At 75.0% G+C, this 14,025-nt stretch carries 12 protein-coding genes; 4 read left to right on the top strand and 8 right to left on the bottom strand.

Annotated elements, in window-relative coordinates; genetic code table 11:
• The first annotated feature begins 210 nt into the window (after nucleotides 1-210).
• Nucleotides 211-1,998, top strand: a complete 1,788-nt coding sequence (locus tag ACWGJO_RS11430) for a protein kinase domain-containing protein (RefSeq protein ID WP_452183220.1) — start codon at nucleotides 211-213, stop codon at nucleotides 1,996-1,998.
• Nucleotides 1,999-2,138: 140 nt separating this feature from the next.
• On the opposite strand, the gene ACWGJO_RS11435 is transcribed toward ACWGJO_RS11430, so the two are convergent.
• Nucleotides 2,139-4,391: a heavy metal translocating P-type ATPase gene (locus ACWGJO_RS11435; protein ID WP_452183221.1), complete on the bottom strand. Its 2,253-nt coding sequence runs from the start codon at nucleotides 4,389-4,391 to the stop codon at nucleotides 2,139-2,141.
• A gap of 274 nt (nucleotides 4,392-4,665) precedes the next feature.
• On the opposite strand from ACWGJO_RS11435, the gene ACWGJO_RS11440 reads away from it, so the two are divergent.
• Complete coding sequence (locus tag ACWGJO_RS11440) at nucleotides 4,666-5,580, top strand: hypothetical protein (RefSeq protein WP_452183222.1); 915 nt, start codon at nucleotides 4,666-4,668, stop codon at nucleotides 5,578-5,580.
• 263 nt (nucleotides 5,581-5,843) lie between these two features.
• Here the strand turns inward: ACWGJO_RS11440 and ACWGJO_RS11445 are convergent, their stop codons facing one another.
• The 4 genes from ACWGJO_RS11445 to ACWGJO_RS11460 all read right to left on the bottom strand — a co-directional run bounded on the left by ACWGJO_RS11445 (nucleotide 5,844) and on the right by ACWGJO_RS11460 (nucleotide 8,167).
• Nucleotides 5,844-6,125, bottom strand: a complete 282-nt coding sequence (locus ACWGJO_RS11445; protein WP_452183223.1) for a hypothetical protein — start codon at nucleotides 6,123-6,125, stop codon at nucleotides 5,844-5,846.
• Nucleotides 6,122-6,328 (bottom strand): hypothetical protein, encoded by a 207-nt coding sequence (locus tag ACWGJO_RS11450; protein WP_452183224.1) that lies wholly within the window; start codon nucleotides 6,326-6,328, stop codon nucleotides 6,122-6,124. Before ACWGJO_RS11450 ends, ACWGJO_RS11445 begins: the two co-directional genes overlap by 4 nt.
• 155 nt (nucleotides 6,329-6,483) lie before the next feature.
• On the bottom strand, nucleotides 6,484-6,645 hold the full coding sequence (locus ACWGJO_RS11455) for a hypothetical protein (protein ID WP_452183226.1): 162 nt from the start codon (nucleotides 6,643-6,645) through the stop codon (nucleotides 6,484-6,486).
• An 88-nt stretch (nucleotides 6,646-6,733) separates the two neighbouring features.
• Nucleotides 6,734-8,167, bottom strand: a complete 1,434-nt coding sequence (locus ACWGJO_RS11460; protein WP_452183228.1) for an MFS transporter — start codon at nucleotides 8,165-8,167, stop codon at nucleotides 6,734-6,736.
• Nucleotides 8,168-8,400: 233 nt separating this feature from the next.
• Here ACWGJO_RS11460 and ACWGJO_RS11465 point away from each other — a divergent pair, with 233 nt between their 5' ends.
• Nucleotides 8,401-9,306, top strand: a complete 906-nt coding sequence (locus ACWGJO_RS11465) for an NADP-dependent oxidoreductase (protein WP_452183230.1) — start codon at nucleotides 8,401-8,403, stop codon at nucleotides 9,304-9,306.
• A gap of 34 nt (nucleotides 9,307-9,340) precedes the next feature.
• Here the strand turns inward: ACWGJO_RS11465 and ACWGJO_RS11470 are convergent, their stop codons facing one another.
• Both ACWGJO_RS11470 and ACWGJO_RS11475 read right to left on the bottom strand, forming a co-directional pair.
• Nucleotides 9,341-10,492, bottom strand: a complete 1,152-nt coding sequence (locus ACWGJO_RS11470) for a CU044_5270 family protein (protein WP_452183232.1) — start codon at nucleotides 10,490-10,492, stop codon at nucleotides 9,341-9,343.
• A complete protein-coding gene (locus ACWGJO_RS11475; protein ID WP_452183233.1) occupies nucleotides 10,489-11,136 on the bottom strand; it encodes an RNA polymerase sigma factor in 648 nt (215 codons plus the stop codon). Before ACWGJO_RS11475 ends, ACWGJO_RS11470 begins: the two co-directional genes overlap by 4 nt.
• 94 nt (nucleotides 11,137-11,230) lie before the next feature.
• Here ACWGJO_RS11475 and ACWGJO_RS11480 point away from each other — a divergent pair, with 94 nt between their 5' ends.
• A complete protein-coding gene (locus tag ACWGJO_RS11480) occupies nucleotides 11,231-12,904 on the top strand; it encodes a serine protease (protein ID WP_452183235.1) in 1,674 nt (557 codons plus the stop codon).
• Nucleotides 12,905-13,079: 175 nt separating this feature from the next.
• Here the strand turns inward: ACWGJO_RS11480 and metF are convergent, their stop codons facing one another.
• The gene (gene metF / locus ACWGJO_RS11485; protein ID WP_452183236.1) at nucleotides 13,080-14,006 is read right to left on the bottom strand and encodes a methylenetetrahydrofolate reductase [NAD(P)H]; all 927 of its coding nucleotides are present in this window, start codon (nucleotides 14,004-14,006) and stop codon (nucleotides 13,080-13,082) included.
• Nucleotides 14,007-14,025: the final 19 nt, after the last annotated feature.

Here is a 14,025-nt window from a genome sequence, read left to right on the forward strand (position 1 = left end):
ATCTCATGATCAACTGCCTTTGGTCGATCATGAGTTGATGTCGTGTCGTGATGTTGCCGGGCGCCATCAGAATAGGCCCTCGATCGGACGGACGAACAGGAAAAAGCACTATCCTGGGCATCGCGTCGCCGGCGGAACGGCAGCACGGCAGCGGCTCAACAGCAGCGCGCCAACAGCGCGTTCACAGCGGTCAGTAGCGTCGGGGGTCGTGTGTCGGAGTCGCGTTGGGTGCCCGGGCTCCGCTTCGGGCCGGAGTTCGACCCGGAGCAGTACGAACTCCTGGAGTTCCACCACCGGGGCGGTGAGGCCGAGGTGTGGCGGGCGGTGCGCACCGGACACAACGGGCGCAAAGAACTGGTCGCCGCCAAGATCATGCTGGAGCGCGACCCGACCGAGGTGCGGCGCTGGCTCGGCCGCTGGGACGACGTCTCGCACAACGCGCACCGGCTGGGCGTCACCGACCTGGTGGTGCCCAGCTTCCTGCTCGGCCCCTCCCCGCACCGGCCCGGAACCCCGCCCGGCAGCGCGCTGCTGGGCTACCAGATCTCGCCCTGGGTCGAGGGCGCGCCGCTGCACACCTGGGCGCGCGGCCAGCGCGGCGGCCCGTCGGCGGTGGCGGAGGTGCTGACCCGGCTCTGCCGGATCGTCGACGAACTGCACCGCAAGCGCTGGGTGCACCGCGACATCTCCCCCGCCAACGTCCTGGTGGACGGCCAGGGGCAGGTCAAGCTGATCGACCTGACCTTCCTCGCCCCGCTGGACCACACCCTGACCGTCGCCGTCTTCACCCCCGGGCACGTCCCGCCGGAGGCCGAGCAGGTGGGCGGCTTCCCGACCACCGCCAAGGACCTGTTCGCGGTCGGCACCCTCGCCCGCATCCTGCTGCTGCCCGACCACGGCCGGCTGGACCACCGGCTGGCCGCCGAGCAGGCCCGCGCCGAGCTGCTGGCCGCGGGCTACGGCGAGGAGTTGGCGCGCTGGGCCTGCGAGCCGCTGGCCCGCGAACCGGACCGCCGCCCCTCCCCGCTCGGCCCGTGGGCCGCCCGGGGCCGCGAACTGCTGCGCGGCCACCGGCCGGTGGCGCGCACCGCGGGCCTGGCCGTGCTGCCCGACCCGGCCGGGGGGCCGCTGGTGGTCACCGGCGGCGCCGACGGCACCGCGCTGGCCGGGCCGGGCAGCCGCGACCGGCGCCTTCCGGCCGGCCAGGGCCTCTCCGCCGTAAGGGAGTTGAGCGCCGGCTGGGCCGGGCCCCAGGGCGAGCTGGTGGTCTGCGCCGAGGACCGCGGCGGCACCCTGTGGGTCGGTACGGCGACCGGCTGGTGGGAGGCGGCCCGCGGGGTCAACGGCCTGGCGGGCGCGGTCGGTTCGACCGGGGAGATGACGGTCTGGACGGCGGTCGGCGGCGCGCTGCGCTCCTACCGCTGGGCTCCCGGCCGCACCCTGACCGGGCAGGAGCACCCCGGCTGCCCGGCCGACCGGGTGCTCGCCGCCGAGGAGGAGCGGCCCGGCGCCTGGCTGCTGCTGGTCGAGCACCGCGAGCGGGTGCTGAGCTGGCGGCCCGGCGCCGTGCGGCCGCCCGTCCCGGTGGGCCCGGCCGGTCCGCTGCGCGCCGGGGCGCTGGCCCGCACCTCCGCCGGACCGCAGGCCGCCACCCTGCGGGCGGACGGCTCGGTCCAGTTGCACACCCTCGGCGCGGCCGGGGCGGGCACCGAGATCGGCGACGGCGAGCCCTCGCTCGGCATCGCCATGGTGGGCCACCGCGGCGGCCCGACCGTCGCACTGGCCGGCGCGGGCGGCGTACGGCTGCGGCTGCCGGCCGGCGGCGCCTCCCGTCGGCCGCGCTGGTGGCGGCCCACGCTGCGCCCGGCCACCCGGGTCGCGCTGGCCATGGGCGACGACTGGCGGCTGTGCCTGGCGGCGGTGGTGGAGGGCGAGTTGCAGGTGTGGCAGGAGGACGCGGCGTACCGCTGGCAGGCGGTGGGGCTGCCGGAGGACTGACCGGCCGGACCGACGCCGAGGCCCCGGAACCCTTGGCGGGGTTCCGGGGCCTCGGCCCGGCGGTGGGGAGTGGCTCGGGTCCTCGGCGCCCGGACGGTCGCGGGTCCCTGCGGAAGCGGGGCCTCGGCGGAGGCGGCCGCTCAGCGGAAGCGGCGCAGCCGGAGGCTGTTGCCGACCACGAAGACCGAGGAGAAGGCCATCGCGGCCCCCGCGATCATCGGGTTGAGCAGGCCTGCGGCGGCCAGCGGGAGGGCGGCGACGTTGTAGCCGAAGGCCCAGAACAGGTTGCTCTTGATGGTGCCCAGGGTCCTGCGGGAGAGCCGGATGGCGTCCGCCGCGGCCAGCAGGTCGCCGCGGACCAGGGTGAGGTCGCCGGCCTCGATGGCGGCGTCGGTGCCGGTGCCCATGGCCAGGCCCAGGTCGGCCTGGGCGAGCGCGGCCGCGTCGTTGACGCCGTCGCCGACCATCGCCACGACCTTGCCCTCGGCCTGCAGCCGCTTGACGGTGTCGACCTTGTCCTGCGGCATGACCTCGGCGATCACGTGCTCCGGGGCGATGCCCACCTCGGCGGCGACCGCCTCGGCCACCGCCCGGTTGTCACCGGTCAGCAGCACCGGGGTCAGGCCCAGCGCCCGCAGCTTGCCGATGGCCTCGGCGCTGGTCGGCTTGACCGCGTCGGCGACCTCCAGCACGGCCCGTGCCTCGCCGTCCCAGCCGACCGCGATCGCGGTGCGGCCGGCCGCCTCGGCGGAGCGCTTGGCCTCGGCCAGCGCCTCGGGCAAGTGCTGCGACCACTCGTTCAGCAGGGCCTCCCGGCCGGCCACCACGGCGTGGCCGTCCACCACGCCCTGGACGCCCAGGCCCGGGACGTTCTCGAAGCCCTCGACGGCGGGCAGTTCGCCGGCCTTGGCGGCGGCGGTGGCGATCGCCCGGGCGATCGGGTGCTCGGAGGCGTGCTCCAGGGCCCCGGCCAGGCGCAGCGCCTCGGCCCGGTCCACGCCCTCGGCGGTGTGCACCGCGAGCAGGGTCATCTGGCCGGTGGTGACGGTCCCGGTCTTGTCCAGGACGATGGTGTCGACCTTGCGGGTGGACTCCAGGACCTCCGGACCCTTGATCAGGACGCCCATCTGGGCGCCGCGGCCGGTGCCGACCAGCAGGGCGGTCGGGGTGGCCAGGCCGAGGGCGCACGGGCAGGCGATGATCAGCACGGCCACCGCTGCCGTGAAGGCGGCGGTCCAGCCCTCGCCGGAGCCCAGCCAGTAGCCGAGGGTCGCCACCGCGAGGGTGATCACGATCGGCACGAAGACCGCGGAGATCCGGTCCGCGAGGCGCTGCGCGGCGGCCTTGCCGTTCTGCGCGTCCTCGACCAGCCTGGCCATCCGGGAGAGCTGGGTGTCGGCGCCGACCCGGGTGGCCTCGACGACCAGCCGGCCGCCGGCGTTGACGGTGGCGCCGGTGACGGCGTCCCCGACCCCGACCTCGACCGGGACGGACTCGCCGGTCAGCATCGAGGCGTCCACCGCCGAAGCGCCCTCGACCACCACGCCGTCGGTGGCGATCTTCTCGCCCGGCCGGACCACGAAGCGGTCGCCCACCGCGAGGTCGGCGATCGGGATGCGCACCTCGGCTCCGCCGCGCAGCACCGTCACGTCCTTCGCGCCCAGTTCCAGCAGCGCCTTGAGAGCAGCGCCGGCGGTGCGCTTGGAGCGGGCCTCGAAGTAGCGGCCGGCCAGGATGAAGGCGGTGACGCCGGCCGCCGCCTCCAGGTAGATGTTGGACGAGCCGTCGCTGCGGGCGATGGTGAACTCGAAGCCGTGCCGCATGCCCGGCATCCCGGCGTCGCCGAAGAAGAGCGCCCACAGCGACCAGAGGAACGCGGCGAGGGTGCCGAGCGAGACCAGGGTGTCCATGGTCGCGGCGCCGTGCCGGGCGTTGGTGAACGCGGCCCGGTGGAACGGCCAGGCGGCGTAGGTGACGACCGGCGCGGCGAGGGTCAGCGACAGCCACTGCCAGTTGTCGAACTGGAGGGCCGGCACCATCGCCATCGCGATCACCGGCACCGCGAGCGCCACCGCGGTGAACAGCCGCTGGCGCAGCGGGGCCAGTCCGTCGGCCGGCCCGTCCTGCTCGGTGCCCGCGCCGGCGCCCGCTTCCGTGGCCGGGGGCTTGGGCGGCGCGGCGGTGTAGCCGGTGGCCTCGACGGTGGCGATCAGGTCGGCGACCTCGACCCCGCCCTCGAAGGTGACCTTCGCCTTCTCGGTGGCGTAGTTGACGCTGGCGGTGACCCCGTCCATCCGGTTGAGCTTCTTCTCGATGCGGGCCGCGCAGGAGGCGCACGTCATGCCGCCGATCGAGAGTTCCACCTCCGCTGAGGCGGGTGCCTGGGTAGTCATCGTCGCTCCTCGTGACGTCGTCGTGCGGTACGTTCGGCGGCCCGGGCCTTTATACCTAGGAGGGGTATCGGGCGGTGCCGGGTTCATTTATACCCCCGAGGGGTATCGACCGCAAGGCTTGGGCGGTACCCCTGGCAGGTATTTTTCCCGGGGCGGCGGCTGCTTGACGAGATACCCCCATGGGGTATTCACTCAAGGGCGTCGCCCGGCTCATGCGGGCCTGAGCACCGGCCCCACCCCCCTTTCGCTCCGCGCCACGAGGAGAAGCCCCGCCATGAACACCCCGCTGCGCATCACCGCCTTCGCCGCCGGACTCGCCGCCGCCTTCGGCCTCGCCCTCGGCGTCGGCCACGCCACCGGCAACGGCGGCACCTCCCCCAAGCCCGCCATGGCCGGGCACGCGGGACACGCGGGGCACACCGAGGAGCCGGGCGGCGGCGGCGAGCACCAGCCCGGCGGACTCCAGGTCTCCGAGCGCGGCTACACCCTCAGCGTCGAGAACCCCTTCGTGACCGCCGGCTCCCCCACCGACCTGCGCTTCCGCATCCTCGGCTCGGACGGCAAGCCCGTCACCGCCTACCAGCCGCAGCACGAGAAGGACCTGCACCTGATCGTCGCCCCGCGCGACCTGTCGACCTTCCAGCACCTGCACCCCACGCTGGCCGCCGACGGCACCTGGAGCGCCCCGACCGCCGTCCCCGCCGCCGGGGAGTACCGGGTCTTCGCGGACTTCACCCCGGCCGGCGCCGCCGAGGGCCTCACCCTCGGCGCCGACCTGCACGCCGCAGGCGACCTGCGGCCCGCCCCGCTGCCGGAGGCCGGACGGACCGCCACCGTCGACGGCTACACCGTCACCCTCGGCGGCGACCTCACCCCCGGGCGCAGCGGCAGGCTCGCCCTGAGCGTCAGCAAGGACGGCAGGCCCGTCACCGACCTCCAGCCCTACCTCGGCGCCTACGGCCACCTCGTCGCCCTGCGTGCCGGCGACCTCGCCTACCTGCACGTCCACCCGGACACCACCACCCCGGGCCCGGAGATCGGCTTCACCACCACCGCCCCGAGCACCGGCGACTACCGGCTCTTCCTGGACTTCAAGCACCAGGACACCGTCCGCACCGCGGCCTTCACCCTGACGACGGACGGCCCCGGCGCCTCCCCCGCACCGGCGGCCGGCGACCACCAGCACTGAGCACTCGCACACGCACGCGCAAGGTGCCGGGCGATCCCTGACGGATCGCCCGGCACCTCTTCGCTTCTGTCACCCGGACGGATGCCGAGCGGCCTGTCGGAGCACGGAGAGGAGAAGGGCTTCGGCGTGGCCCGGAGTGGCCGCCCAGCGCCGCGCCTCGGCGTGGGCGGCCCGGCGACGCGGGCTGATCACGCGGCTCGGGCGGGAGAACTGGGCACTGAGGCACCACCGCATCTCGATGCGGGCCCAGGCGAGCCGCCCGATCACGCGGGACCGGTCACACGCAGGTGGATCGGACGGGCGGAGTCGGTGCCGACGTAGGCCATCGCGCGCACCGCGCCGAACTCGACCAGCTGGTGGGCGATCCGAGCGGCGGAGGCCTCGCCGAACAGGTCGGCGAGGCAGCCGGCCCGGTCGTCGTCCGGCGGGAGCCGGGCGAGGTCGGCGGGGATGGCTTCGAGGGCGTCGGAGAGCCTGGTGAAGGTGGTGGCCTGCGTGATGCCCTTGATCTCGGCCGAGACGGGGAGGGGGAGTTCGACGTTCACTTCGCTCCCTGTTCGATCAGCGCCCACACCGTCCTACCGACGCCGCCCTCCCGCGGGCAGCAGCCCCAGTCGATGCCGGCCAGTTGGTGCTCGGCGAGCAGCTCGGCGATCAGGGTGTCGTTGTCCCCGGCCGGCAGGAAAGTGCTCCATGGAAGAGCTTCGGGCAGTGCTCGGTGCAGTGCGGCGACGTCTCCGGCCCGCACCGGCCCTGCGAGGGATTGGGGGTGAAGTCCACGACCGGGAAGCGTACTTGAGGCGGGGAGGATCGACCGCGGCCGTGGCCCGTGCCGTGGATGCCGGGCAACGGGTACGGGGGCGGGGTATCCGATCGTCGGCGGCGCCCCGCGGGCGGAGCCGGTCAGCGGCCTGGGCGGCAGGGGGCGGGGGTACCTCGGGTCGGGTCGGCGGTGACGGCCGCCGCGACGGCGGTGGCCAGGCAGGCGAGCAGGCAGCGGGTGACGGGGTGGCGGGCGGCGCGCAGCAGGGCGGGCGGCAGGACGGCGGGGGCTTCGCGGGGCATCGTCGGGACTCCTTCACGCGGGAGTACGGACGCCGGGGCCGCGTCGGGTGACGCGGCCCCGGCGGGGCGGACGGGGTGGTGGACGGCCTCACGCGGCCGTCGCGGGCTTCGTCTCGCGGGCGGCACCCTCGGGGCGCGGGGTGCGCAGGGTGGCCACCGCGAGCAGGCCGCCGGCGACCGCGATCGCCGCGGCGCCGAGGAAGGCCGCGGAGAAGCCCGAGGTGAGGCCCTGGACGGTGGTGTCCGGGGTGCGGGCGCCGGCCAGTGCGGTCATCGCGGCCAGACCGAGGGCCGAGCCGACCTGGTAGCCGGTGTTGACGATGCCGGAGGCGAGGCCGCCGTCCTGCGGGGGCGCGCTGGAGATCGCGGTGCCGAGGGAGGGGATGAAGGCGAGTGCCATGCCGATCGCGGCGAGCAGCGAGGCGGGCAGCACGTCGGTCCAGAAGTTGCCGTCCGGGCGGGCCAGCGAGAGTCCGAACAGGCCGGCGCCGAGCGCCGGCATGCCGGTGACGACCAGGGCCTTGGGCCCGAAGCGGGCGATCAGCCGGGGCGCCAGGGTGATCATGATGCCCATGATGGCGACGGTCATCGGCAGCAGGGCCGCGCCGCTGGCGAAGGCGCCGAGGTGGAGCACCTGCTGGAGGTAGAGGTTGAGGAAGAACCACATCGGCACCCAGGCCGCGGCCAGCAGGAACTGGGCGAGGTTGGCGGCGCCGAGGTTCGGCACCCTGAAGATGCTCAGCCGCATCAGCGGCTCGCGGCGCCGCGCCTGGACGACCAGGAAGGCGATCAGCAGCAGGGCCGCGCCGGTCAGCGTCAGCAGGGTCGGGGCCGACGCCCAACCCGCCTCCGGGGCACGGACGACGGCGTACACCGCGGCGGCCAGGCCGCCGGTGACGGTGAGCGCGCCGACGAGGTCGATGCCGCCGCGGCGCCGGGGCGCGGAGGGCATCAGCGCGGGGGTGGCCAGCAGCGCGACCACGGCCACCGGAATGTTGATGTAGAAGACCCATGGCCAGCTGACGTACTGGGTGATCAGGCCGCCGAGGAAGACGCCCGCGGTGCCGCCGGCCGGGGCCGCCGCCCCGTACAGGGCGAAGGCCTTGGTCAGTTCCTTGGGGTTCCCGCCGAAGAGCGTCATCAGCAGGGTGAGCGCCGACGGGGCGATCAGCGCGGCGCCGAGGCCCTGGACGCCGCGGCCGGCCAGTTCGGTGGGGACGTTCTGGGCGAGGCCGGCGAGCAGTGAGCCGGCGCCGAGGATCGCCCAGCCGGCGCTGAACAGGCGGCGGGCGCCGAGCAGGTCGGAGAGCCGTCCGCCGAGCAGGAGCAGGCCGCCGAAGGCGACCACGTACGCGTTGAACACCCAGGACAGGTTCTCCTGGCCGAAGCCGAGGTCGTCCTTCATCCTGGGCAGGGCCACCCCGATGATCGAGGTGTCCATGATCACGACGAACTGCGCGGCGGCGATCAGCGCCAGGGCGCGCCACCTCCGGGGGTTCGGTCCGGTGCTGTCGGTTGCCATCTCTTACTCCTTACCCGTACAGGGTATAGGTCAAGGCCGAGGAAGAGCCTCGGCAGGTGGTCGTCAACTTCCAGGAGAGGCAAGGCAAGTACGCCCAGCCGACGACCTCGTGAGAACGTCGATGAACATACCCTAGGGGGGTAGGGTTTATCCACAGAGGGCGGCGAAGGGAATTCCTTGATCACCGGGCGGGTTTCACGGGGCGTCAGAACCACCCGTGGAGAGGGGCCTCCGTGCGCGCCGTCCAGATCGACCGTTTCGGCACTCCCGAGGTCCTCGACCTCGTAGAAACCCCCCGGCCCGTGCCCGGGCCCGGGGAGGTGCTGGTCCGGACCGTCGCGACCGGCATCAACCCCGTCGACGACAAGACCCGGGAGGGAGCCATCGGCGAGGGCGCGCCCCCGCTGCCGATGACGCTCGGCTGGGACCTGGCCGGCGTCGTGGTCGACGGCGGCGACAGCGCGCTGCGGGCGGGCGACCGGGTCATCGCGATGTCCCACCAGCTCGGCACCGCGCGCGGGACCTGGGCCGACCTGGTCGCGCTTCCGGTGGCGGCGGTGGCCGTCGCACCGCGGACGGTCAGCCTGGTCGAGGCCGCCACGCTGCCGCTGCCCGGGCTGACGGCCCTCCAGACTCTGGACTGGCTCGCGGTGTCCGCCGGGGAGCGGCTGCTGATCGCCGGTGCCGCCGGCGCGGTCGGCGGACTGGCCCTGCAGATCGCCCGGGCCCGGGGCGCCGAGGTCGACGCTCTGGTCTCCCGGGACGCCCAGACCGCCTTCGCCCGCGAGCACGGTGCGCGGCTCGTCTCCACCGACCCCGCCGACTTCCCGGGCCGCGGCTACGACGCGGTGTTCGACGCCTTCGGGGCCTTCGTCACCGAGGCGGTCGCGGACGGCGGCCGGTACGCGTCGATCGCCACCCAGGCCGGCCCCGTCCCCGATCTCTCCGCCCGGGGCGTGCGCACCACCGTCCACCAGGTGCGCGAGGACGGCGCCGGGCTGGGCGAGCTGGCCCGGCTGGTCGACTCCGGCGCCCTGCGGCTTCGGGTCCACGCCGCCTACGGCCTCCAGGAGGTCCGGGCCGCGCACGAGCGGTTCCGCGAGGGCAGGCTGGCCGGGAAGATCGTCGTGACCTTCTGACCCTCCGGCTCCCCCGGCTCCTCCGGGGCCGGGGTCAGCCGCCCGGCCGCTCCGGCGGAAGCTCGCCGGCCCGGTCGACGGCGGCCTTGGTGAGGACCGCCGAGGTGCCGACCACCGTCCCGGCCGGCCCCGCGTCGCCGGTCTCGACAAGGACCGTGCGCTCGCCGAGGAAGGCGTACGTGGTCCGGTCGAAGACCCACTGCGTCTGCTGCCCGTACGCCGTACGGGCCACGGCGATGCCCTCACGCCCGGCGGCGTCGACGGCCGAGGCGACCACCGTCACCCCCGGGATCCGCTCGGCGGCCCGGTAGAGCGCCGCACCGACCTGCGGCGGCGCCCAGGTCTCGGCGAGCAGGTCGCCGATCGCGGTGAACGCCCGCTGGTCCGGGTCCTGGCCCCCGCCGCGGGTCTGTTCCCCGATCAGCCTCAGCAGGGCGTCCGGATCGGTGGGCAGGGAGGCGACGTACGCGTGGGTCGGTTCGCCGATCGACGGGCCGCTCCCGCGCGAGACGTCGGGCCGCGGCGACGCCCCCGGCCGGTCGAGGAGGAGGACCGGCCCGTCCTCGCCGAGCCGGGTGTCGGGCCCGCCCTCCTCGCGCAGCAGGCCGGGACGGCTGCCGTCGGCGGACAGCCAGACCTGCCGGGTGTGTGCGGGAGCCATCGTCACAGGGCTACCCGCCGCACTCTGCGCGGTGTACGCGACCTTGCTCTCGACGTAGACGAACTGGTCGGCCCGGGCCGTCGGTTGCTCGGACTCGGCGGCGGCGAGCGCGATCCGGTCGAGGAGCCGTACGGCTTCGGAGGTACCGGTGGCACCGCCCTGCGCCACCGTACGGTCGTGCCCGGCCGTCCCCGCGCCCCCGAGGTCCACCGCCACGACGCCGGCCACCGCCAGCGCGCAGGCGAGCGCCGGCACCGCGATCCGGAACCGGGCCGACCGCCGGAGCGGGGCACGCTGAGCGGGGCGGCCCTGCGGCTCGGCGGCTCGGCGCAACAGCGCCTCTCTCAGGATCAGTTGGCGATCGGCGACCAGGCCGGGAACCCGAGGCGGGGGCAGCAGCTTGGCGAGTGCGCGGCGCTCCGACTCCTCGGGCCACTCGGGCTGCTCGGGCTGCTCCGTATGCTCAGGCCGCGAGGGCTCCTCGGCCGACGGGCCGGGTCTGCCGTGCCATGGGGTGGCGTTCATCCGCGGCTCTCCTGGGTCGACGGCCGGAGCGCGGGGAGGCGGCCCGGTACGGGCAGGGCGGGGACGGCGGCGCGGACCCTGGCGTGCGCCCTGGCCGCGGCTCTGGCCTCGGCATGGGCCTCGGCCTCGGTGAGTTCGCGCAGCCGGGCGCGGGCCCGGGACAGCCGCGAGCGGACCGTGCCGACCGGCGTGCCGAGCGCCTCGGCCGCGCTCGCGTAGTCCAGTCCGGCCCACACCACGAGGGTGAAGACCTCCCGGTCGCGGCGCCGGAGCCGGGCGAGCGCCCGGCGCGCGGCACGCAACTGCTCCACGTCCGCAAGGTGCGCGACCAGGTCGTCGGCGAAGTCCGGGACCGAACCGCGCTCCGGGATCCGGGCGAGCGCGAGGTCACGGCGCCGACGGGCACGGGCATTGCGGCGCATGACGTTGGTCGCGATCCCCAGCAGCCACGGCCGCAGCCCGTCGCCGTCGGGGTGCAGCCGCTCCCGGCCGCGCCACGCCTCCAGGAAGGTCGTCGAGACGACGTCCTCGGCCTCCGCCCAGTCCCCCGTCACGCGCAGGGCGTAGCGGTACAACACCTGGGCGTGCTCGTCGTACAGCTCGCCCAGGACGTCGGGGTCGCCGCGGCGAAGACGCGTTCTCATGAGTGCTTCCACACTCTGCCCTGCCCGGTCCGGCGCCCGGGTTCCGGTGACATGGGTCACAGGAACTCCCCCGTCCGCCCGAGCAGTACAGGACATGACCGCAACCTCCGCTCCCCGTCCCGCACGCCGCCCCGTCGCTCGTTCCGTCCCTCGTTCCGCCGCCCGCTCCGCCGCCCGCTCCGCCGCCCGTTCCGTTCCCCGCCGGAACGCCCTCCGGGCCCTGGCCGTCGCCGTCGCCCTGGTCGGCACCTCGACCCCCGCCCTCGGCGGCACGGCCTTCACCGGCACGGCCTTCGCCGCGGAGCCGGAGACGTACACCCTCACCGTCAAGCACCTGGACCGCGCCGGCCGCGCGACCGCGCCGTACCGGACCAGCGTCACCGGGATCTCCGGCCCCGGCGCCGACACCTCGGTCCAACTGGACGCCCCCTCCGGCACCACCACCGTGCGGCTGCCCAAGGGCCGGTACCTGCTGGACAGCAATCTGACCTCGGGTCTGGAGCCGGGCGGCACGATCTGGACGGACTGGATCGTGCAGCCGCGCCTCGACCTCGACCACGACACCACCGTCACCGTCGACGCGCGGACCACCGCCCTCGTCGACGTCCGGCCGCCGGACGACACCGCGCGCTTCCGGCACAGTGGAATGTTCGTCGAGGTTACCCACGAAGGTGCCACCCGGACCGTCAACGTCGCCAACGGGTCGCCGAACCTGCGCGTCGCCCACCTCGGACCGGAGACCGAGGCCGGGGAGGTGAAGCAGTGGTTCGACGTCAACTGGGAGACCGGCACCCGCGGCTACCTGCTCGGCAGGACCTTCTCCGGCACCCGCGCGCTGACCGGGCTCAGCAAGCACTACTCCGCGCGGGAACTGGCCACCGTGAACATCCGCGGCGCCGCCGGACCGGGCGGCGCCGGCACCGCGCTCGTCAGCCTCCAGCCGACCGACGGAGCGAGCATCGGCGAGTCCCGGAGCATCGCCACCCCCGGCACCGCCACCTTCCTCGTCGCACCCGAGCGCGGCACCTGGGACATCGGCGTCACCGTCCCCCGCGCCGACGGCAGCAGGCCCAACCACTACACCGCCGACCGCCTCGCCGTCCGGGCCGGCACCACGACCACCCACACCTTCGACGGCCCCGTCTTCGGCCCCGCGCTCACCGACCGGCCCGCCGTCTCCCGCGACGGCGACCGGATCACCGCCGACGTCCCGCTGCTCGCCGACGGCGACGGCCACGCGCCGTGGACCCCGTCGTTCGACACCGCCTACACCTCGCTGTACCGCGACGGCGTGCTGGTCGGTGCCGCATCCGGCGCGGCGGGACGCGGCGAGTTCACCGTGCCCCCCGGCAAGGCCCCGTACCGCCTGGCCGCCACCGCGACCCGCAAGGCCGCGGCCGGCGCGACCACCCGCGTCAACGCGTCCTGGACCTTCACCTCGGCCGCCACCACCGGGCCGACCGCCCTCCCGGTGAGCGTCGTACGGTTCTCCCCCGAGCTCACTCCGGCCGGCACCGCGACGGCCGGCAGCCCGCTGCGCATCCCGATCACCGTGCAGGGCGCCGCCGCGGACGGCCGCACCCGCTCCCTGACCGTCTCGGCCTCCACCGACGGCGGCGCCTCGTGGACCCGCCTTCCGGTCGAGGCCGGCGCCGTCACCGTCCAGAACCCGCCGGCGGGCACCGCCGTCTCCCTGCGCGCCGAACTCACCGACGCCGAGGGCAACACCCTCGACCAGACCATCACCGACGCCTACCGCACCCGGTGACCCCCACCCCCGCCTGACGGCCGCCCACCGGAAGTCCCGGCCTCGCGCGGGTGGAGTCCAGCGGGGTGGCCGGGCCGGTTCTCACCGGCCCGGCCGCCGATGACCGTCACCGGGCGGCGAGGTGTTCCCCGCGCTCGACGGCCTCGCGGAACAGATCTGTGGGGGGAGTTCGGGGTCAGGCGGGGGTGGCGGTCAGGGGGCGGGCCGTCGGGTTGAGGTTGCGGTGGATCTCCAGTGCGGCGGTGGAGCGGTTCAGGGTGATGTAGTGCAGGCCCGGGGCTCCCTCGTGGAGGAGGCGCTCGGCCATCCGGGTGGCGTGGTCGACGCCGATGCGGTGGGCCGTCGCGCGGTCGCCGCGGGCCGCTTCCAGTCGTCGCGCCAGGCCGGCCGGGAAGGAGGCGCCGCTGAGTTCGGCGAAGCGGCCGATCTGGCGCACGTCGGTGGCGGGCATGATCTCGGGGATGACCGGGGTGTCGCAGCCCGCCGCGGCCAGCCGGTCGCGCAGCCGCAGGTAGTGCTCGACCTCGAAGAACATCTGGGTGACGGCGTAGTCGGCGCCGGCGCGGCACTTGGCGACGAAGTGCCGGATGTCGCCGTCCCAGTCCGCCGAGCGCGGGTGGCGTTCCGGGAAGGAGGCCACGCCGACGGTGAACGCGCCGCAGTCCTTGACCAATTGGACCAGCTCGGCCGCGTACCGCAGGCCCTGCGGGTGCGGCTGCCAGGCGCCGTTGGGGTTGCCCGGCGGGTCGCCGCGCAGGGCGAGGACGTCGCGGATGCCGGCGTCCGCGTAGCGCCGCAGGACTGCCTGGAGTTCGGCGGTGGAGTGGCCGACGGCGGTCAGGTGGGCCACCGGGCGCAGGGTGGTCTGCGCGGCGATCAGCTCGGTGGTGCCGATGGTGCGGTCGCGCGAGGAGCCGCCGGCGCCGTAGGTGACCGAGACGAAGGTCGGCGCGACCGCCTCCACCCGCCGGATCGCCGCCCACAGGGCGCGTTCACCGGCCTCGTCCTTGGCGGGGAAGAACTCGAAGGAGTAGGTCCGCTCGCCGGCCGCGAGGATCTCGCGCAGACCGCGCGGGGCGGCGGGCCGGGTGCTCTGGTCCATGGGGTTCACCTCTGGTGAT

This window comes from Kitasatospora sp. NPDC054795, from assembly GCF_053611565.1.